A 21,764-nucleotide genomic window follows, 5' to 3' on the forward strand; every position below is an offset into this window, starting at 1 on the left:
TTTATCATAGCAATATTCTGTCAAATTTAAATGAACTCATTATGGGTCTTGCTACTCACGGGTGATTGAGCGGGACATTATTCTCTTAGTCGGTATAAAAGAATCTCAAACAAAAATAGGTAAAGTTGTCTTATTGATTACCTTTCTCACCGATAAATGAGTGTGTATATCTTTTACGCTAGCAAGCTTGTGTAACTTACGTGTGAACCGCTCATAACCATCGAGATTGGGGCTCACTACTTCTAATAAATAATCATAAGAACCCGATACCACATGTCCATTAATCACCTCGTCCATATTGGACAGAGCACGTTCGAAAGCTGCGATAGATTCTTCTTGGTGGCTGTTGAGACTGACCTCCACAAAGAAACTCATCGCAATACCCGCTTTGGCTTTATTTACGTTTGCCTGATAGTTCTCTATATAACCTTCATCTTCCAAACGTTTGAGGCGTCGCGCGCAAGGAGACGGCGACAGCCCTATACGTTCGGACAGTTCGGCTGTAGATAAGCGCGCTTCTTTTTGGAGCACTTCCAAGATATGGCGATCGATTTTGTCCATAATTTACCTTTTGGCTTTTTAAGCCAATAATTTTTATTTAGTTAGCATTATCCACCAAATATTTGCAAAATTGCAATGAATAAATAGAGATAAAAGCGCGTATTTTAATCGATAATTGGTCTTTGTATAGCAGCATAAGACACGACTATGAATACGATATTCCATCCCTCATCGCGCAAAAATCCTTTGTTTGTAATGTCGCCACTAACCAAAGGCTATGTGGCGATGAGCGTTGTATTATTGATTTGGTCAGGCTTTGCGTTGACTGTGCGAGCGGTTGGAGCATCGTCGCTAACTATTGCGGATGTCATGCTCATTCGCTTTAGTGTACCGCTGGTCTTATTGACTCCTTGGGTACTCTCTAGTTGGCATGAAATCAAAAACATAAGACTGCCAGATATCCTGTTCGTTTTACTTGGTGGCGTGCCTTTTCTTTTATTAGCCGCTTTTGGTGCAAGTACAGTACCAGCAGCTTACGTTGGTACTATTTTGACAGGTACGCCAGTCTTCTTTGCCGCAATATTGTCTTTTATTTTTTATCGTCAGCGAATATCATTGAGGAAATTTGCCGCATTAATCCTCATTCTCTTCGGTATCGCTACTATGATTGGCGGGCGTGCACAGTCAATACCTAATAGTCTGCTGTACGGTGTGGGGTTACTGTTGATGGCAAGCCTGATTTGGGCGGGTTATACCTTAGGGTTAAAAAGCACCAAATTGAGTCCAATAACTATCGCTATCGTGCTTTCTTATACCTCGTTCTTTCTGACATTAGTGATGGTTCTGTCTGGTATCGTAGAGACAAATATAGGTTCTGTATCTTTTGATGAAGCGCTTCCATTTATCCTAGTACAAGGACTTGGTGTAGGGGTGGTATCAACCATTGCGTTTTCTTATGCTGTCAAACAGCTAGGCTCCATTCGTACCTTATTACTTGGCTCTTTGTCACCAGGATTAACCGCTATACTGGCTACGCTGATACTCAGTGAGTCTCTATCAGTCATTATGATATGCGGCATCGTACTCAGTACCATTGGTGTCATCTTGTCCAATCGAACGACATAAACTAATTAAGGAAGTATCATGATGTTAGATAATATGCCTGTTATCAATGGCGATCCACTGTGGGCATTGTTAGGTAGGTTTCGCGCTGACCAACGCAAACATAAAATAGATCTATTGGTTGGTGTCTATCGAGACGAGCATGGTAATACGCCTGTGATGAAAACCGTGCAAGACGCAGAGATACATCTTGCTCATGAAGCTCATTCAAAGGCTTATGGCATGTTATCGGGTAACGCTAATTTTAACCAGCAAATGGCAAAATTTGTATTGGGTGACAGTCCAAGTCTAAAGAACCAATGCACAATTCAGACGGTTGGGGCGTCAGGTGCGTTACGACTCATCGCTGACTTAATCGCCACGCTCTCTCCAGATTCAACCGTTTGGATCAGTAACCCTGGTTATATCAATCATCGTCCGCTGATGGAAGGTGCGGGGTTAACGGTTGATACGTATCCGTGGCAAAATAAAAATGGTCAATTAGATATTGATGCGTGTTTTGCCGCGCTAGAAAAAGCAAAAGAGGGAGACGTTCTGTTATTACATGCGTGCTGCCACAACCCTACCGGTATAGATCCTTCTTTAGAGCAGTGGCAACTTTTTTCTGATAAGTGTAAACAGAAAAATATTGTCCCATTCATTGATATGGCGTATCAAGGTTTTGGAGATGATCCTGATAGCGATGCTGCAGGGCTTCGTTTAATGATCGAAGACGCTGACTTTGCATTTATCGCTGCCAGCTGTTCAAAAAACATGGGACTATACAACGAGCGTACAGGTATTGCCTCGGTGGTAACGACGAACCATGAGCGTCATGCAGATATACAGACACTTTTAGAAACCATCACACGTGCCAACTACTCCATGCCGCCCAATCACGGTGCCGCAGTGGCTTCTTATTTGCTAGACAAACCAGACGCTTGGCTAGTCGAGCTGGCAAGCTACCGTAGTAGGGTAGATACTATTCGCCAAGCATTAGGCGCAGCATTAAAAGGTAGAGGTGCACCTGCAGAGTTTTTGGACATCTCGCACCAAAAAGGCATGTTTTCTCTATTGCCGCTAACAGAAAATCAAATGCTGATATTGCAAGATGAGTTCGCGATTTACGGCATGCCAAATGGCAGAATCAATATTGCAGGTTTGAAAATGACGGAAATTCCCCAACTGGCTGACGCTATCATATCGATTATTTCACGTTAGAGAATAATCTTTATAACTCAGTACAATGGTTTTATCCACTAATCGCCACAGCAAAAAGGACACGACTATTTATACTTTATATTGGGACAAGGGTGGTGCCAATATGGCCACCCATGCTGTCTTTGAGGAGCTAGGCGTGTCTTATGAAATGATAGAAATAGACCTGTCTAAAAACATGCAAAAATCAGCTAAATATCTAGCCATTAATCCAAATGGCAAAGTACCTACGTTAGTGCATAAAGGACAGGTTATTTATGAATCTGCGGCAATTTTAATGTATGTGTTAGATCAGCACCCAGAGTCTGGGCTAGCACCTGACACAGGATGTCCTAAGCGCGGTGTCTATTACCAGTATTTATTTTGGATGTCTTCTACACTACAAGAAGCCGCTAATCGCTGGGCACATCCCGAGCAGTACATCAGTGGCAAGCACAATTTGCAGCAAGTGAAAGATAAAGCGAATGATGTGCTAACCCACTGTTGGGATATTGTTGAAAAGGAGTTAGCTAGTAATGGTCCATGGTTGTTAGGCGATAAATTAAGTGGAGCTGATTTTCATTTATTTATGATTGCTCACTGGAGTCAGCGATATGCGAGTCGAGCACAGGATTGGACACACCTAAATGCACACTATCAAGCCATGCTAAACCGTGCCTCGATACAAGAAATGATGATACAAGAAGGGTTGTTATAATTCGTTCAACTAAAGGATATCTAATGAGTGAGTTACAAGCACTGAATGCAATGCTTCTAGTGACTTCTAGGGATTGTAGTAAATATAGTTTTTATATCAAGCTGCTGGCTTGATCCGTCTCTTTTAAACGTCCATGTCTTGTCATCAGACGCTTCTGCACAATAGTAATAGCCTGCCAAGTTAAACTGCTTTAGCTGCTTAGCACTCCACTTGATATTGACCATTTTCTTACCTTTCTCGATAAATCGCTTTCCGCTAAAAGTATGATTTTGTCATAAAGTCTATTTGACTACTAGAAGTTCTGCTATCGAAAGATAGCAGGGCTTTTTTGCGTCTAATTTTGATGGTGAGTTTATTTTAACATGTACTACTATATATGTTATTATTTGAATATATAATGGAGTGACAATTCAATTAAAAGGAGTTTGGACACGTGTTGCGGGTTAGAATGCGCAAAATATCGTGTGCCATTTAATGTGATCACGATGAAGAAGATTAGGCTTGGAATCTTTGTAGAAGATGAAACATTAGCATGGCACAAATTTATGCCATTAAAGTCTCTAGTAGATGAAGGTATAGTTGAGGTCTGTATTGCTATCCAACGAAGTGCAGAACACCAATCTAATCCCTCTCATATATCCAAGATTATACCTTCTATCAATCAAAAGTTATTTTCTATTCTTTCTCACGCTAAAAAGACTACCAAGCGTTATTCTATTCATGATTTAGTTCCCAATGGCAAAATGCCTGTCGTTACATCAATACCAAGACAGGATAAATCCAATGATGAAATTGAAGACTCAGTGATTAGAAGACTGCAGGCAACAGATTTAGATTACCTACTGAGTATGGATTTTCAAACCTTAATAGGGAAAGCGCTAGGCGTTACGAAGCATGGCATTCTCTTACTTCATTATGGTGATGAAAGAATACAGCGAGGCGGGCCTGCGTTGTATTGGCAATTTGCTGAGCAATGGGAAAATAGTGTCGTGACGCTGCAATTATTGAGTAAGGACCATGATGTACACAAAGTGGTAGGTAGAGGTTATGGCAGTTTGTTTTACTGGGACTATAATTTGACTGAGGATAAGTTAAAAGGAGTTGCAGCATCAATACTGTATTGGTACTTCCGTAAAAATAAAATTGGCGTCGAAAGTGGAGATTCTATTAATTTAATTAACGATCGCACACTTTATAAAACGCCTCCACAGTTAACGGCCATACGACATTTACAGAATTTTCTAAAAAACTACATGATAAAAAGATTTTATAAGAGTCTGTATCTAAACAACTGGAGTATTTTTATTGGTTCTATTGATCAGCCGATACAAACATACACGGAGATACTACCTGAAAAGGGATGTTTTTGGGCCGATCCTTTTTATATTGAACGCGACTCAAGACGTTACATATTTTTTGAAAGCTTGAACTACAAAGAGAATATTGGTCGAATAGAGTGGATAGAGCTGAATGAAAGCCATCAAGTGATTGGTTCAGGACAAGCTGATTTGGGTATTAGCACACACTTAAGCTTTCCCAATGTATTCGAGTATGAAGATGCTGTCTATATGATTCCAGAGGCTGCAAAAACCAATTGTATTAGCTTATTAAAAGCGACAGATTTTCCGTGTAAGTGGGAAAAAGTTCATGAATTAGTTTCAGACGTTCAGGCAGTAGATAGCGCCGTGATTGAGCATAATGGATTATGGTATCTTTTTACAACTCACGGTTCAATTTCAGCATTCACTATGGATTTAGAGTTGTATATTTATACGTCTGACAAGCTGCAAGCAGATAATTGGACCATTCATCCCTCGGCGCCTCTAAAGATTGATGTGCGTGGATCTCGATTAGCAGGCGCATTATTCCAAAAAAACGGTCAGCTCTTTCGTACTGCTCAGGATGGCACTCTTAGATATGGGCGTAGGGTCGCTCTATATCTAGTAGAAGAGTTGACACCGACCTCTTATAAAGAAACCTTTGTACGTTATATTGAGCCGAATTGGGAGACTGACATTGATCGTCTCCATACCTATAATGTTTATAATGAAACAGTAGTACTGGATGTTTCAAGGGATAAGTTGCGCTTTAGAGTATAGGACCTAAAATTTTTAGTGGTTGGAAAATAAAAAACCCATCATAAGTTTCGGCTTATGATGGGTTTTTTATAATTTTGACTCGTATTATATCAAGCTACTGATCCACCGCATCTCTTCTAAACGTCCAAGTCTTATCATCAGACGCCTCGATGCAGTAATAATATCCTGCCAAGTCAAACTGCTTTAGCTGCTCAGCATTGGTCAGCTTGTTATCTGCTGCATATTTCACCATTAGTCCACGTGCTTTTTTGGCATAAAAGCTAATCACTTTATATTGACCATTTTTCTCGTCTTCAAATCGTGGCGTAATGATATCTGCCTTCAGTGCTTTTTTCTTTACCGCCTTAAAGTATTCATTAGAAGCCAAATTAACCAATGTTTTGTCATCGCTGTCAGCCATACGCGCATTGATAACATTAGTGACTTCCTCGCCCCAAAACTCATAAAGATTGTCACCGCGCTCATTTTTCAGCTTGGTGCCCATCTCTAAACGATAAGGCTGGATCAGATCGAGCGGCTTTAGTACTCCATACAATCCAGACAAAATGCCTAAGTGCTCATTGATATAAGTAGCGGTATCTTTGTCCATATGATACATATCAAGCCCAGTATAGACATCACCATCGAATAAATAGCCTGCAGGCTTGGCGGCATTATCAGAGTCATCATTATTAAACGGTTGCTCTTCGCTCCAATGCCATTGTTGATTGCGCGTGGCATTAAGCTGAGCCAGATCGTCAGATATACTCATTAGCTCTTGTAGGTCAACGGGCTCTTTTGACTTCAGTACTTTCATCAGTTCTTGTGAGCGTTCGATTAGCTCGGGCTGACTATAGTAGTTGCCTAAATTTAATGGTATAGCGTCTGTTTCGTTCAGGGATTTGGCAGGGGAGAGCAAAAAATACATGGTTATTCCTTATTATAATGAATCGATGACGGGTTTTTTCGAGTGTCAAGTATTCTTATTATACGGTATGCATGGGTGGAACTTGACTTAACCTTGCTTATTTTATGTTTATTGACGTTATATTTTTAATAAAATAACAGATTTAGAATTAGGAAGTAAACGGAGGTAGCCCTTTCCTTATAAGGGATAAGCATTTTTTAGAAAAATAAAAGGCTTTAATATACCAACAAAAAGTATGCCAATGGCCTAAATACCTAAATTTTTATTTTACTTGTGGGTCATCATTAGACAATGAAATTTGACGAACGATATCTCTATAATAAAAAGGCATGATGGTAAAGTAGCTATCATTTATTAAATTTATAACCTTTGGTCGCTGTAATGGATTAATCATGATCAAAGGTTTTTGTCCCCTGTGCTTTTTAGATGTGCGTTGAGGGTATTAAAGGTAGTCGTGAGACGTAAATATAGTCATTGGACGTAAGTAAGGAGACGGTATGAAAATCGGTGTAATCAGTGCAGATATCACGAGCGAGAGCCGTGTAGCCATAACCCCAGACGCAGTCAAAAAATTGCGTAAACTTGGGTTTGAAGTCGTCATTCAGTCAGGTGCAGGTCAAGCAGCGTACTATGCTGATGAGTTGTATCAGGCTGCGGGCGCCGACATTGCCAGTAGTCGCACCGAGGTGATTACCCAGTCTAAGATTATTACCACCGTCAATGACCTACCAGCGGAAGCCATTGAAAGCTTGTCGTCTGGTCAGATTGTCATTGGCATGCTCGACCCGTATCGCAACACTCAGCTTGACACTTATGCAGCCAAAGGCGCGACAGTATTTGCGATGGAGTTATTGCCTCGCACACTGTCACGTGCACAAAATATGGATGTATTGTCATCACAAGCCAACCTTGCTGGTTATAAAGCCGTATTGCTAGCGGCCAATGAGTATTCGCGTCCTTTCCCGATGTTTATGACTTCAGCGGGTACGGTTAAGCCAGCCAAAGTCGTTATCCTAGGTGTTGGTGTTGCAGGTCTACAAGCGATTGCGACAGCAAAGCGTCTGGGTGCAGTAGTAGAAGCCAGTGACTTACGTCCGACTGCTCGCGAGCAAGTGGAGTCACTCGGTGGTAAATGGCTTGATGTACCGATGAGCGCAGAGGAGGCTGAAACAGCTAAGTCTACCGGTGGTTATGCATGGACGCCATCAGAGCAATATGTCAAAGATCAAGCAGCTGTCGTGGACAAAGCATTGAGCAACGCTGACATCGTTATTACCACGGCGCAGATTCCTGGTCGTAACGCACCGCGTTTGGTATATGGCGCAACGCTTGCCAAAATGAAAGCAGGTTCCGTACTGATCGATATGGCGGCCGGTACTGGTGGTAACGTCGAAGGCAGTGTGCCTAACGAAACCATCACCACAGACAACGGCGTACGTATCGTTGGTGCCGCCAATATCCCATCTATGCTAGCCGCACAGTCTTCAGATTTGTATGCCAATAACCTTGTTAACTTTATTACGACATTGATTGCACCTGCTGGCGATGACGCATCGGCTAGCTTGGCACTTAACTTAGACATGGAAGACGAGATTCAGGGCGCACTGGCAGTGACACATGACAGTCAGGTACGACTGGCCAAACGCTAGTTTGAACAGTCTATTACCACATATTTTGTCACTACACATTTGCCAGTAATGAATAAATTTTTAGGAGGATTAGATGATTGCCACTATTTTAGCTGCAGCGCCAGCCGGTGCGGCCATGAGTAGCACACCATTTGTAGCGATTTTCACTGTATTTGTGCTCGCTATTTTTGTCGGATACTACGTGGTTTGGGGCGTTACCCCTGCATTACATACGCCATTGATGGCAGTAACCAACGCTTTATCAAGTATCGTCATCGTGGGTGCGATGCTACAGACCGTCACGATTGATGGTTCAATGTTTACACCGACCAGTTTACTTGGTGCCTTCGCAGTATTTTTAGCCAGTATCAATATTTTTGGTGGCTTTGCCGTGACTGAGCGTATGCTTGCGATGTTCAAACCGAAAGTAAAAAAAGCACCAGTAGCAACCAATGATGCCGGAGGTGATGCATGAACGACTTCTCAGCAATGATTGCATCAAATGCAGATTGGTTCTATCTAGTCGGCGCTATCCTCTTTGTTTTAACGTTACGTGGTTTATCTAGTCCAAAGACAGCGATTCGTGGTAACCGTTTTGGTATGGCAGCGATGGCAATTGCCGTTGTGACAACCTTTTTTTTAGCAGAAGGCCCTGTGCTTTGGTTGATCATCGGGGCGATGGTGTTAGGTGCCCTCGTTGGTATGTGGAAAGCGAAAACAGTCGCGATGACGCAAATGCCAGAAACGGTTGCTTTAATGCATTCATTCGTTGGTTTGGCAGCGGTTGCGATTGCACTTGCGACGGTATTACACACTGAACAGCAGCATGGCGCTGTTGCTCGCATCGAGCTATTTATCGGTTGCTTCATCGGTGCGATTACGTTCTCAGCTTCAGTCTTTGCCTTTGGTAAATTGGCAGCGAAAAGCTGGGCGAAAACATTGGTTGGTAGCTGGGTAAAACCGGTCCAAGCGCTATTATTCATTGCGATGATTGGGTTCGGTGGGGTGTATTTCGTCACTGACTCACTACCAGCATTTTATGCGATGGCAGTGATTGCCGCTATCTTCGGTTGGATGTGGATTGCGCCAATTGGCGGCGGTGATATGCCAGTAGTTGTATCGCTATTGAACTCATTCTCAGGTTGGGCAGCAGCAGGCATTGGTTTCACACTCGGTAACTCAATGCTGATTATCGCAGGTTCTCTAGTCGGTTCATCAGGTGCGATCTTGTCTTACATCATGTGTAAGGCCATGAACCGCTCACTACTTAATGTCTTGTTTGGTGGCATGGGCACATCAGCTGTGGCCGCAGGTGGCGATGATGGGGCACCGAAGAACTACAAAGCCGGCTCAGCAGAAGATGCAGGATTCCTTATGTCTAATGCTAGTAGCGTGGTCATCGTACCAGGTTATGGTATGGCACAGGGCCGTGCACAGAATGCAGTAAAAGAGCTATATGAGTTGTTAAAAGAAGAAGGCGTGAATGTTCGTTTTGCCATTCATCCAGTTGCTGGTCGTATGCCAGGTCATATGAACGTCCTATTGGCTGAAGCTGATGTACCTTATGATGATATTTTAGAAATGGACGAGATTAACTCAGACTTTGCAAGTACAGATGTGGTATTGGTTATCGGTGCAAACGACGTTGTGAACCCATCTGCGAAAGATGATCCTACTTCTCCAATCTTCGGTATGCCGATTCTAGAAGTCAGCAAAGCCCAGACGGTCATGGTCATCAAGCGTTCAATGAGTACCGGTTATGCAGGTCTTGATAACAGCTTGTTCTACATGGACAAGACCATGATGATCTTTGGTGATGCCAAGAAAATGGTAGAAGAGATGGTACGTACTATCAATGGCGGCGGTCATTAATCTCTAAGCTATGTTTTTAACCATGATTATTTACAGATAAGTTTTTAGATAAAGAAAGTCACTGAGGTGGCTTTTTTTGCGTTAAAGTGGGCGGCATTTATGAGCCGACTATAGACTGAGGTTATTTCCAATTACGGTGAGTTTTTAATAATCATAATATTAACTGTGCTTTATCTACTCAGTATACGATTTGCGCCTGATTAACCTTTTAACCCATCTGAACAGCCTCAACGTTAGACGATTACCAATTATAAATACGACGAAATAAGAGAAAGATTTATGAACATGTTACTGCGTTTTTTTATTATGGTTAACTTGCTTAAGCAACAGCTCAAGCATCAATCGACGAGTGAAACTATCAGTCTAGAGACATTGACTGCACCGACCGTCCGTCATTATCGAATTTTGCCCCACGATATGGGATTTCGCGATCATTTACCCAATTATCGTTATTTATCATTTATTGAGCTAAACGTGACACGCTGGGTAAAGGCGTGCTGTCACCAAAAAGGCATAAAGTCGCTCAATTGGGTGATTGCCATGCAAGAGATGATTTATCTTAAGCAAATTAAATTTTTGGATAAAATGACGCTTAGCAGTGCAGTCGCAGGATGGGATCATAAATATGTGTATTTTGAGCATCGGTTTTTTGTCAAAAATCAGCTGATGGGCGTTGGTATGACTAAGTTTGTTTTTACAGATAACAAAGGTATGCGCACACCAGAAGTATTAGATATGATGGGCGAGCATTTGACGGATACCATTAACACATGGAATGAGCATCAAGTCGCGGTAAAATCGACTAAGTCAGCCTAAGCCACATCACAAAACAGTCTTGAAACCCAGTCTTGAAAAACAGCATCGTAAAATAACTTGGCTATAATCATTTGCTGAATTTTGGTAGGATAGAGCCCATCAAGTCGTCAGTATTAGGACGATGGCATCGTTTTTAATATGATGATTCTCAAAACGACTAAAAAAAGGTACCGTTATGACACCACAAAAATTAAAATGGACAGACAGCTTAGATATCGCGATTGAGCTTTATGAAAAATTCCCAGAAACAGATCCACAGTATATTCGTTTTACTGATTTGCATCGCTGGGTAACTGAGCTTGAAGGCTTTGATGATGATCCACAAAAATCAAATGAAGGTATCTTAGAAGCCATTCAAATGAACTGGATTGATGAAGCAGATTAATTGACTCGATCTGCCAGCATTGCCATAAACAGAAAACTAAATAAACAGATAGAAAAGGCCGCATCATGACCTCACAAATTAAAGAGCTACCAGAAGCGATAGCTTGTCGCGGTATCAGCGTTCGTACCACCAACAACGCTGAGATAAGCCATAACACTGCCAAACTGGGCAGATTATGGCAAAAGTTCTACCAAAATTATGCGGGTGAACTTCCTGAAGGTGAAGACATTTATGGTGTCTATCACAACTACGAAAGCGATGATCTAGCAGGAGCGTTTGACGTTGTGGCCAGTTGGAAAGTAGCCAGCGAGCAAGATGCTCAGTCAGAAAGCGACAATGTGGCCAATGCTAGTAATGTAGTGACGGTTGATATTCCTGCAGGAAAGTACTTGGTATTTTCTGAAGAAGGTTATATGCCTAATACTGTGATGAATGCCTGGGAAAGTGCTTGGGAATATTTCAATGCGCCAGATTGCGAGCATACCCGCACTTTTAATGTAGACTTTGAGCGTTATATCGGTGGTAACTTAGAATACGGTCAAGTTGATGTCTATATTGGTATTGAGTAGAGCTAGTAATTGGCTTAAATAATTTAAGCCGATCAAGCTATTGTCGATAAAACAATGACAAAAAAAGCGCTAACCTAAACTAGGTAGCGCTTTTTCTTTGGGCAGATGTCATCAATTAGACAGGCGCAATTAATACTACATTTAATCTAGCAACAAATTTTCCAAAATGCCTTCGTAAATCTGCGCAAGCTTTCCTAGGTCATCGACTTCTACTTTTTCATCCACTTGATGAATCGTCGCATTACGTACGCCAAGCTCGACAACTTGGGCGCCTGTCGGTGCAATAAAGCGTCCATCAGATGTACCGCCAGAAGTAGATAATGTCGTATCAATATCGGTTACTTTTTTAATAGCGTTCTGACAGGCCGAAACCAGTTTTCCTTCAGGGGTCAAAAACGGCTGACCAGATAATTTCCAATGAATATCATAGCTCGCTTTACTGTTGGCAAAGTGCTTATCAAAGATAGCATGCGTTTTTGCCTTTAGTTCATCCTCAGTCGTTTCTGTCGAAAAACGGAAGTTAAAGACCACGTTTAGCGTTTCAGGAATGACATTGGTTGCGCCTGTGCCACCGTTGATATTTGATATTTGCAATGATGTGGCTGGGAAGTAGTCATTGCCATTGTCCCATGCGGTAGACGTCAGTTCAGCAAGGGCAGACATCGCCGCATGAATTGGATTAGATGCTAGATGTGGATAGGCGACATGGCCTTGTTTACCTGTAACGGTAAGCTCTGCGCCCAATGAGCCACGACGACCGTTTTTGATGATATCGCCTAACGTATCGGTACTTGATGGCTCGCCAACGAGACAGTAAGTGATTTTTTCTTGACGCGCTTCTAGGGTCTCGATTACTTTGACCGTACCATTAATTGACGGGCCTTCTTCATCTGAAGTAATTAAAAAAGCAATAGAGCCATTGTGCTCAGGATGATTGGCGACGAAACGTTCGGCTGCGACAGTAAAAGCTGCAATACCAGTTTTCATATCGGCGGCACCGCGTGCCCATAAATACCCATCAGCGATGGCCGGGGTAAACGGAGGATAGGTCCAGTTTTTTTCGTCACCCGTTGGCACGACATCAGTATGTCCAGCAAAACAAATAACTGGATCGGTAGTACCGCGGCGTGCCCATAAGTTTTTAACTTCGGCATGTTCGCCACTTTGTTTTCTATCACCGAAATACATAAACTCGCAATCAAAGCCTGACTGCTCTAACCGTGCTGACAACATATCTTGGCAACCATCGTCATCGGGCGTCACTGAAGGGCGCTCTAACAGTGCAATACTTAAATCTAAGGTTTCTTGCTGATGAGTCGTTTGTTGAGACGCGCTTGATTGGTTATGAGAGTCAGACATGAATAAGCCTTTTGTATAATAAATTGAAATGGTAAATATAAATAAAGAGTAGAGGATAAATGCTAAACGGCTACTTCGACAAAGGGTACAAGACCGTCACGGCGCATCCAAGTAGCAATAGAGTAGCGTTGACGATGTGCAGTTTGTACTTGATGACGTAAATCGCTATCAAAAATGATTAGTCTATTGGCAACTGGCATAACTTCATGATGAACACCATGTTTATCCACGACTTCTAGCGCACCGCCGTCAGTTGTTTCCCAATCATCATTGAGATAAAACACTGCTGAGATAACCCGTTCATCACGTCCAGCAGGGTTGTCACTGTGCCATTGATAGCCAAAGCCAGTCGGATAACACGCATAATGCGCTTCACTATGGCGAATACCAGCAAACAAACTACGATTGAATAGCGAGGCCAAAGCATTGATACTTTGTAGATAGTAATAACCTGCAAAAAAGTTTTCAGTAATCCAGCGTATTCTATCACCGCGTATATCACTGATGCGAACACCAGCGGTCAGCTCTGCATCACGATAGTCAATAAAACCGCTTTCTGCTTGTAGTGCTAATAAGGCAGTACTATTGAATACATCATCAATAATGAGCCAGCCGTCAGTGACAAAGGTATCAAGCTGTTTATTCGTCAGCTTATCTTCCCAGTCCACCGCAAAGTCAGAGATCTGCAATACGTGCTGAGTAGGAATTTCTTGGCTATCATTATGAGTATCTGGCAGCAGTAATGGTGGATTATCCTGACCTATCGGATGATCAACGACCAACGCTGTCGTGCTCAAGTTGCTAATAATCTGCGTCATTTCATCTCATTATTATCAATCAGCTGTCAATATACCGTCATTCAATGCGTTTTTATTGAAAGCACTTACTAAAACCACATTATCTTTTACTCTGCCTATGCTACCATAGATGCAATTTTTCTTATTTAAACTTTTGAGATTATGAACTATAAACACGCCTACCACGCTGGTAACTTTGCTGATGTGGTTAAACACATTTTATTGGTACAACTGCTTAATCAACTGGGGCAGAAAAACAAACCTTTTTATGTGCTTGACGCTTATGGCGGTCGTGGACTGTATTCACTAAGCAGTGAAGAAGCGCGCAAAACAGGTGAGGCCAAAGGCGGTATTCAAGCTTTTCTAAAAGCAGATACCGAAAAAGCCCCAGCTGCTGTCAAAGATTATATGGAAGGCATTAAGCAAGCCAAATTCACTTACGACAATAAAGTCTACCCTGGTTCGCCATGGTGGGTGGCCCATCACGTCGAAAAAACCGCAGCTAAAAAGCCTGATGCTGGCGTGCGTGCTGAGGCTTTTGAAGCCAAAGCGACTGAATACGATGCGTTGAACTATCAGCTACATAAGTTGCCAATTGGTATCCAGCATCGTGATGCTTTTGAAGGTATTACCGCTGTTATTCCGCCAAAAGAAAAGCGCGGTTTGATTTTCCTTGATCCCCCTTATGAGCAAGAGCACAAAGATTTTACGCGCCTTATCGACTTATTAGTCGCGGCTTATAACAAATGGCCACAAGGAACTTATGCGCTTTGGTTCCCAATCAAGAACATCGAAGCCGTAGAGCTCTTCTATAAAAAGCTCAAACGTACTGAAATGAGACGTCAGCTGGTTTGTGAGCTAAACATTTATCCTAATGATGTTGCGGTTGGTCTGAACGGTACAGGTCTACTGGTTATCAATCCGCCATGGCAGTTTGATAATCATGCGCGTGAGATATTACGTTTCTTACAGCCAGTACTAAAAGTAGAAGACGCGCCAAACTTGACGCCTGATAGTGCGACCAATGTGCGCTGGCTTGTCGGCGAATAGCAATAACGGCCAATAAGGATATTAAGATGACGACTCAGCCACCTATCGGCCAGCCGAATAATGCACCTTTGAATAACTCATCGCTAAACGACGGCTCGCTGCAAGATAATGCAGCGACTCAGCCACCGTTTATCGATGAGCATGAGTTTAATATCCGCCTAGCGGATAACGATAGCTATGATGGTTTGACATTTGAGGTGATTGAAGCTGAAGTAGCCGAAGGTAAGCGAGTGGTTAGTCGCGGTGTCTATTTGGCACCCAATCTGATCACTACTTTATCGCTATTGTCAGGCTTCTACTCGATTTTGGCGAGTACCCAAGGCGAGTTCTATAAGGCAGCTTTGGCTATCTTCTTATCCGCTATTCTTGATGGCGCAGATGGACGTGTCGCACGTATGCTCAATGCGCAAAGTCCATTTGGTGAGCAATATGACTCTTTAGCAGATATGCTAGCATTTGGTGTTGCCCCTGCTATTCTGATTTATAGCTTTGCTTTAGAGCCTTTGGGTCGTATCGGTATTGGCTGTGCTTTTGTCTTTACCGCTTGTGCTGCTTTTCGCCTTGCACGTTTTAACGTTCAGGTTGGTATTGTCGATAAAAAGTACTTTGTTGGCTTAGCCAGTCCGCTTGCTGCTATATTGGTGACGTCCGCTGTAATGGTTGCAGTCGATCATAACGAGTGGATTGGTCAATACGATACAGCCGTCATGCTACTGTTTGCAGCTTGGGTCGTGACTTGCGGTCTACTAATGGTCAGCAATGTCAAATACTATAGCTTTAAAGAATTTGACAAAAAGAAAGTACCTTTTGTAGTGCTTATCATTGGGGTGTTAGTCATGAGCATCGTGCTCTATGATATACCCGTTGGTATATTAGCGATTGGTATTATCTATGCACTATCAGGTATCGTGACTACGATTAAAACGAAAGTGAAAAGCTAGATACTGTATTTAGATTTTATATAAAGGAACTTACCGTCAGGTAAGTTCCTTTTTTTATGCGCTCTATATACTGCTGAAGGACGTCAGCCACTGTAAACAAGATTAATCTACAAATATAAAAGACAGTATTTAAAGTTTGATAGCGATAACAATGGGTTAAGTTAATACGATATCACTAATAGAAAATAACCAAGATTATTTATAGAGTTTCCTTGTTTTCTATTTAAAACTCCGTATAATGCCACCCAGTCGAAAGGGAAGTGGGTTACTGATTTGAATGATGCAGATTGTTTAAATTAAATAGAAAATACTTCTTGACTAAATAAATATAGCGTCTATAATACGCACCTCATCAAGACGAGCTGGAAGTAGCTAGTGTGTAGATTACACATTAATAACCCAGTTAACTTGTTGAAACAAATTAAAAAAAGAAGTTGACAGACTATTAAAACATGATATGATGGTCAGCTCGCTAAATAGGATAAGCCACATTGGCTGACTTATTTAGTTTGAAATACTAGCACTGGACGACAGTGTCAGACATTATTTAAAAGCATAACTAAAGAACAACTTGTGTGGATTTTTGCTGATTCAGAATGCTAAAAAATAAAGTTGACTATCTTTTCTTTTCGGAAAGATTATTAACTATAAAAATTATCATTTAAGACAGCAGAAAAACTCAAAGTTAATTCATTACGAACATAATTTTTAGCGATTTTGCCAGATTAGATGAGCCAAGTTTAGAAGCTTCTTTAAAGAGCTTCATAGCAAGATTAAACTGAAGAGTTTGATCATGGCTCAGATTGAACGCTGGCGGCAGGCTTAACACATGCAAGTCGAGCGGAAACGATGGTAGCTTGCTACCAGGCGTCGAGCGGCGGACGGGTGAGTAATACTTAGGAATCTACCTAGTAGTGGGGGATAGCACGGGGAAACTCGTATTAATACCGCATACGACCTACGGGAGAAAGGGGGCAGTTTACTGCTCTCGCTATTAGATGAGCCTAAGTCGGATTAGCTAGATGGTGGGGTAAAGGCCTACCATGGCGACGATCTGTAGCTGGTCTGAGAGGATGATCAGCCACACCGGGACTGAGACACGGCCCGGACTCCTACGGGAGGCAGCAGTGGGGAATATTGGACAATGGGGGAAACCCTGATCCAGCCATGCCGCGTGTGTGAAGAAGGCCTTTTGGTTGTAAAGCACTTTAAGCAGTGAAGAAGACTCTTCGGTTAATACCCGGAGACGATGACATTAGCTGCAGAATAAGCACCGGCTAACTCTGTGCCAGCAGCCGCGGTAATACAGAGGGTGCAAGCGTTAATCGGAATTACTGGGCGTAAAGCGAGCGTAGGTGGCTTGATAAGTCAGATGTGAAATCCCCGGGCTCAACCTGGGAACTGCATCTGAAACTGTTAGGCTAGAGTAGGTGAGAGGGAAGTAGAATTTCAGGTGTAGCGGTGAAATGCGTAGAGATCTGAAGGAATACCGATGGCGAAGGCAGCTTCCTGGCATCATACTGACACTGAGGCTCGAAAGCGTGGGTAGCAAACAGGATTAGATACCCTGGTAGTCCACGCCGTAAACGATGTCTACTAGTCGTTGGGTCCCTTGAGGACTTAGTGACGCAGCTAACGCAATAAGTAGACCGCCTGGGGAGTACGGCCGCAAGGTTAAAACTCAAATGAATTGACGGGGGCCCGCACAAGCGGTGGAGCATGTGGTTTAATTCGATGCAACGCGAAGAACCTTACCTGGTCTTGACATATCTAGAATCCTGCAGAGATGCGGGAGTGCCTTCGGGAATTAGAATACAGGTGCTGCATGGCTGTCGTCAGCTCGTGTCGTGAGATGTTGGGTTAAGTCCCGCAACGAGCGCAACCCTTGTCCTTAGTTACCAGCGGGTTAAGCCGGGAACTCTAAGGATACTGCCAGTGACAAACTGGAGGAAGGCGGGGACGACGTCAAGTCATCATGGCCCTTACGACCAGGGCTACACACGTGCTACAATGGTAGGTACAGAGGGCAGCTACACAGCGATGTGATGCGAATCTCAAAAAGCCTATCGTAGTCCAGATTGGAGTCTGCAACTCGACTCCATGAAGTAGGAATCGCTAGTAATCGCGGATCAGAATGCCGCGGTGAATACGTTCCCGGGCCTTGTACACACCGCCCGTCACACCATGGGAGTTGATTGCACCAGAAGTGGATAGCTTAACCTTCGGGGAGGCGTTCACCACGGTGTGGTTGATGACTGGGGTGAAGTCGTAACAAGGTAGCCGTAGGGGAACCTGCGGCTGGATCACCTCCTTATAGACGCATTCGGTCAGCAAGAATTCACAACAAGTTGTTCTTTAGTTTAAGCTTACGTTTTTAAAAAACGTATTAGGGTCTGTAGCTCAGCTGGTTAGAGCACCGTGTTGATAACGCGGGGGTCGGTGGTTCAAGTCCACCTAGACCCACCATTTTACAATGGGGCCATAGCTCAGTTGGTAGAGCGCCTGCCTTGCACGCAGGAGGTCAACGGTTCGACTCCGTTTGGCTCCACCACTACTAAGACGGTTAAGTAAGCTTTAGATGCCAATAAATAAATAGGTATTAAATAGAAACAAGTGATTTTAATTGATTACTTCTTTCTGTTTTATACAGAATCTGTGACTCGACGAGAGCATAGAGACTATTTAAAAACATAGATATGAGTCTGGGTTAGGATGAGCGTGTTCACGCGCACTTCCTAACCTTAATAACTCGCCTCTTAACGACATCAGTTGTTATCCCAGGGGTGAGTTATTAAAAAAAGTAAAGAGAACTGAATCAAGCGTATAAACATAGGTGATATCGTTATCATAATTAGATTGTATGACACTTAGAAGTCGAAAGACTACTTGGGGTTGTATGGTCAAGTAATGAAGCGCACATGGTGGATGCCTTGGCAGTCAGAGGCGATGAAAGACGTGACAGCCTGCGATAAGCTTCGGGGAGGCGGCAATATCCTGTGATCCGGAGATTTCTGAATGGGGAAACCCACTTACCATAAGGTAGGTATCCTAATTTATTAGGAAGCGAACGAGGGGAAGTGAAACATCTCAGTACCCTTAGGAATAGACATCAATTGAGATTCCCCTAGTAGCGGCGAGCGAACGGGGAGAAGCCGATTAATTCTAATGTAGAAGAACAGCGTGGGAAAGCTGACCGTAGTAGGTGATAGTCCTGTATTCGAAACATTAGAGTTAACATATTAAGTAGAGCGGGGCACGAGAAATCCTGTTTGAAGATGGGGGGACCATCCTCCAAGGCTAAATACTCCTGACTGACCGATAGTGAACCAGTACCGTGAGGGAAAGGCGAAAAGAACCCCTGTGAGGGGAGTGAAATAGAACCTGAAACCGTGTGCGTACAAGCAGTGGGAGCCCACTTGTTGGGTGACCGCGTACCTTTTGTATAATGGGTCAGCGACTTATATTCTGTAGCAAGGTTAACCGTTTAGGGGAGCCGTAGGGAAACCGAGTCTTAATAGGGCGTTTAGTTGCAGGGTATAGACCCGAAACCGAGTGATCTATCCATGAGCAGGTTGAAAGTGCCGTAACAGGCACCGGAGGACCGAACCCACTGTCGTTGAAAAGCCAGGGGATGACTTGTGGATAGGGGTGAAAGGCTAATCAAACTCGGTGATAGCTGGTTCTCCCCGAAAGCTATTTAGGTAGCGCCTCGGACGAACACCATTGGGGGTAGAGCACTGTTTCGGCTAGGGGGTCATACCGACTTACCAAACCGATGCAAACTCCGAATACCGATGAGTGATATCCGGGAGACACACGGTGGGTGCTAACGTCCATCGTGGAGAGGGAAACAACCCAGACCGCCAGCTAAGGCCCCAAATTCCTAGTTAAGTGGGAAACGAGGTGGGAAGGCATAGACAGCTAGGAGGTTGGCTTAGAAGCAGCCATCCTTTAAAGAAAGCGTAATAGCTCACTAGTCGAGTCGGCCCGCGCGGAAGATGTAACGGGGCTCAAACTAGGAGCCGAAGCTGCGGATTTGAATTTGTTTTCAAGTGGTAGGGGAGCGTTGTGTAAGCCTGTGAAGGTGTGTTGTAAAGCATGCTGGAGGTATCACAAGAGCGAATGCTGACGTGAGTAACGATAATGCGAGTGAAAAGCTCGCACGCCGGAAGATCAAGGGTTCCAGTCCAACGTTAATCGGGGCTGGGTGAGTCGACCCCTAAGGCGAGGCCGAAAGGCGTAGTCGATGGGAAATCGGTTAATATTCCGATACTTGTTTATAATGCGATGGAGGGACGGAGAAGGTTATGTCAGCCTGGCGTTGGTTGTCCAGGTGAAAGGATGTAGGTTTATAGCTTAGGTAAATCCGGGCTATTCTATACCGAGATCTGATAGCAAGCTGTACTTGTACAGCGAAGTGGCAAATACCATGCTTCCAGGAAAAGCTTCTAAGCAATAGTTATAAACGAATCGTACCCTAAACCGACACAGGTGATCAGGTAGAGAATACCAAGGCGCTTGAGAGAACTCTGCTGAAGGAACTAGGCAAAATGGTACCGTAACTTCGGGAGAAGGTACGCTGTTGATGGTGATAGGACTTGCTCCTTGAGCTGTTGGCAGTCGCAGATACCAGGCTGCTGCAACTGTTTATTAAAAACACAGCACTCTGCAAACACGAAAGTGGACGTATAGGGTGTGATGTCTGCCCGGTGCTGGAAGGTTAATTGATGGGGTTAGCGTAAGCGAAGCTCTTGATCGAAGCCCCAGTAAACGGCGGCCGTAACTATAACGGTCCTAAGGTAGCGAAATTCCTTGTCGGGTAAGTTCCGACCTGCACGAATGACATAATGATGGCAGCGCTGTCTCCAGCAGAGACTCAGTGAAATCGAAATCGCAGTGAAGATGCTGTGTACCCGCGGCTAGACGGAAAGACCCCGTGAACCTTTACTACAGCTTTACATTGAACTTTGACCTGACTTGTGCAGGATAGGTGGGAGGCTTTGAAGCCGAGACGCTAGTCTCGGTGGAGCCAATCTTGAAATACCACCCTGGTCATGTTGGGGTTCTAACTCAGGTATAACAATACCGAGGACAATGTATGGTGGGTAGTTTGACTGGGGCGGTCTCCTCCTAAAGAGTAACGGAGGAGTACGAAGGTGCGCTCAGACCGGTCGGAAATCGGTCGTAGAGTATAAAGGCAAAAGCGCGCTTAACTGCGAGACCCACAAGTCGAGCAGGTACGAAAGTAGGTCTTAGTGATCCGGTGGTTCTGTATGGAAGGGCCATCGCTCAACGGATAAAAGGTACTCTGGGGATAACAGGCTGATACCGCCCAAGAGTTCATATCGACGGCGGTGTTTGGCACCTCGATGTCGGCTCATCTCATCCTAGGGCTGAAGCAGGTCCTAAGGGTATGGCTGTTCGCCATTTAAAGAGGTACGCGAGCTGGGTTTAGAACGTCGTGAGACAGTTCGGTCCCTATCTACCGTGGGCGTTGGAAATTTGAGAGGATCTGCTCCTAGTACGAGAGGACCAGAGTGGACGAACCTCTGGTGTTCGGGTTGTCACGCCAGTGGCATTGCCCGGTAGCTACGTTCGGATGGGATAACCGCTGAAAGCATCTAAGCGGGAAGCCCACCTCAAGATTAGATTTCCCTAAAGAGCCGTTCAAGACTAGGACGTTGATAGGCAGGGTGTGGAAGCGCAGCGATGCGTGTAGCTAACCTGTACTAATTGCTCGTTTGGCTTGACCATACAACACCCAAGTGGTTTGTATACAAGTCTAATTAATCTATCTTGTATAGCTCAGGCTATAGAAACAGAC

16 protein-coding genes, 2 tRNA genes and 2 rRNA genes are annotated in these 21,764 nt (G+C 43.7%); 16 read left to right on the top strand and 4 right to left on the bottom strand.

Annotation, left to right across the window (positions count from 1 at the left end):
* Positions 1–105: 105 nt before the first annotated feature.
* The gene (locus tag AK824_RS03565; protein ID WP_057758867.1) at positions 106–561 is read right to left on the bottom strand and encodes an Lrp/AsnC family transcriptional regulator; all 456 of its coding nucleotides are present in this window, start codon (positions 559–561) and stop codon (positions 106–108) included.
* 147 nt (positions 562–708) lie between these two features.
* On the opposite strand from AK824_RS03565, the gene AK824_RS03570 reads away from it, so the two are divergent.
* The 4 genes from AK824_RS03570 to AK824_RS03585 all read left to right on the top strand — a co-directional run bounded on the left by AK824_RS03570 (position 709) and on the right by AK824_RS03585 (position 5,616).
* Positions 709–1,626: a DMT family transporter gene (locus AK824_RS03570; protein WP_227511195.1), complete on the top strand. Its 918-nt coding sequence runs from the start codon at positions 709–711 to the stop codon at positions 1,624–1,626.
* A gap of 18 nt (positions 1,627–1,644) precedes the next feature.
* Positions 1,645–2,823 (top strand): aromatic amino acid transaminase, encoded by a 1,179-nt coding sequence (locus AK824_RS03575; protein ID WP_197411815.1) that lies wholly within the window; start codon positions 1,645–1,647, stop codon positions 2,821–2,823.
* Positions 2,824–2,926: 103 nt separating this feature from the next.
* A complete protein-coding gene (locus tag AK824_RS03580; protein WP_057758869.1) occupies positions 2,927–3,517 on the top strand; it encodes a glutathione S-transferase family protein in 591 nt (196 codons plus the stop codon).
* 485 nt (positions 3,518–4,002) lie between these two features.
* Positions 4,003–5,616, top strand: coding sequence for a glucosamine inositolphosphorylceramide transferase family protein (locus AK824_RS03585; protein ID WP_057758871.1), 1,614 nt, complete (start codon positions 4,003–4,005; stop codon positions 5,614–5,616).
* Positions 5,617–5,710: 94 nt separating this feature from the next.
* Here AK824_RS03585 and yaaA read toward each other — a convergent pair whose 3' ends face one another.
* Positions 5,711–6,523 (bottom strand): peroxide stress protein YaaA, encoded by an 813-nt coding sequence (gene yaaA, locus AK824_RS03590; protein ID WP_057758873.1) that lies wholly within the window; start codon positions 6,521–6,523, stop codon positions 5,711–5,713.
* A gap of 497 nt (positions 6,524–7,020) precedes the next feature.
* Between yaaA and AK824_RS03595 the strand changes: the two genes are divergently transcribed.
* The 6 genes from AK824_RS03595 (at position 7,021) to AK824_RS03620 (ending at position 11,793) form a co-directional block, all read left to right on the top strand.
* Positions 7,021–8,172, top strand: a complete 1,152-nt coding sequence (locus tag AK824_RS03595) for a Re/Si-specific NAD(P)(+) transhydrogenase subunit alpha (protein ID WP_057758875.1) — start codon at positions 7,021–7,023, stop codon at positions 8,170–8,172.
* A gap of 115 nt (positions 8,173–8,287) precedes the next feature.
* Entirely contained in the window at positions 8,288–8,626 is a 339-nt protein-coding gene (locus AK824_RS03600) for a proton-translocating transhydrogenase family protein (protein WP_197411832.1), read from the top strand.
* The gene (locus tag AK824_RS03605) at positions 8,623–10,023 is read left to right on the top strand and encodes an NAD(P)(+) transhydrogenase (Re/Si-specific) subunit beta (protein WP_057758879.1); all 1,401 of its coding nucleotides are present in this window, start codon (positions 8,623–8,625) and stop codon (positions 10,021–10,023) included. Before AK824_RS03600 ends, AK824_RS03605 begins: the two co-directional genes overlap by 4 nt.
* A gap of 279 nt (positions 10,024–10,302) precedes the next feature.
* Entirely contained in the window at positions 10,303–10,839 is a 537-nt protein-coding gene (locus AK824_RS03610) for an acyl-CoA thioesterase (RefSeq protein WP_057758881.1), read from the top strand.
* Between the two features lie 175 nt (positions 10,840–11,014).
* Positions 11,015–11,224 carry a Fe-S cluster assembly protein IscX gene (gene iscX / locus AK824_RS03615; RefSeq protein ID WP_021812734.1) on the top strand — a complete coding sequence of 70 codons (210 nt, stop codon included), beginning with the start codon at positions 11,015–11,017 and terminating at the stop codon, positions 11,222–11,224.
* A gap of 65 nt (positions 11,225–11,289) precedes the next feature.
* Positions 11,290–11,793: a GyrI-like domain-containing protein gene (locus tag AK824_RS03620; RefSeq protein ID WP_057758882.1), complete on the top strand. Its 504-nt coding sequence runs from the start codon at positions 11,290–11,292 to the stop codon at positions 11,791–11,793.
* Positions 11,794–11,934: 141 nt separating this feature from the next.
* Here the strand turns inward: AK824_RS03620 and dapE are convergent, their stop codons facing one another.
* Positions 11,935–13,152, bottom strand: coding sequence for a succinyl-diaminopimelate desuccinylase (dapE, locus tag AK824_RS03625; protein WP_057758884.1), 1,218 nt, complete (start codon positions 13,150–13,152; stop codon positions 11,935–11,937).
* 62 nt (positions 13,153–13,214) lie between these two features.
* Positions 13,215–13,970, bottom strand: coding sequence for a 2OG-Fe(II) oxygenase (locus AK824_RS03630; protein WP_057758886.1), 756 nt, complete (start codon positions 13,968–13,970; stop codon positions 13,215–13,217).
* Positions 13,971–14,111: 141 nt separating this feature from the next.
* Between AK824_RS03630 and AK824_RS03635 the strand changes: the two genes are divergently transcribed.
* The 6 genes from AK824_RS03635 (at position 14,112) to AK824_RS03660 (ending at position 21,694) form a co-directional block, all read left to right on the top strand.
* Positions 14,112–14,999, top strand: coding sequence for a 23S rRNA (adenine(2030)-N(6))-methyltransferase RlmJ (locus AK824_RS03635; RefSeq protein ID WP_057758888.1), 888 nt, complete (start codon positions 14,112–14,114; stop codon positions 14,997–14,999).
* Between the two features lie 26 nt (positions 15,000–15,025).
* Complete coding sequence (pssA, locus tag AK824_RS03640) at positions 15,026–15,940, top strand: CDP-diacylglycerol--serine O-phosphatidyltransferase (protein ID WP_227511196.1); 915 nt, start codon at positions 15,026–15,028, stop codon at positions 15,938–15,940.
* A 775-nt stretch (positions 15,941–16,715) separates the two neighbouring features.
* Positions 16,716–18,254 (top strand): 16S ribosomal RNA (locus AK824_RS03645).
* A 75-nt stretch (positions 18,255–18,329) separates the two neighbouring features.
* A tRNA-Ile gene (locus AK824_RS03650) sits at positions 18,330–18,406 on the top strand.
* A gap of 9 nt (positions 18,407–18,415) precedes the next feature.
* Positions 18,416–18,491, top strand: a tRNA-Ala gene (locus tag AK824_RS03655).
* A gap of 347 nt (positions 18,492–18,838) precedes the next feature.
* Positions 18,839–21,694 (top strand): 23S ribosomal RNA (locus AK824_RS03660).
* Together the 16S and 23S rRNA genes with 2 tRNA genes alongside form the textbook arrangement of a ribosomal RNA operon.
* The last annotated feature ends 70 nt before the right edge of the window (positions 21,695–21,764 follow it).

The organism is Psychrobacter sp. P11G3, from assembly GCF_001435845.1.
Classification (GTDB): Bacteria; Pseudomonadota; Gammaproteobacteria; order Pseudomonadales; family Moraxellaceae; genus Psychrobacter.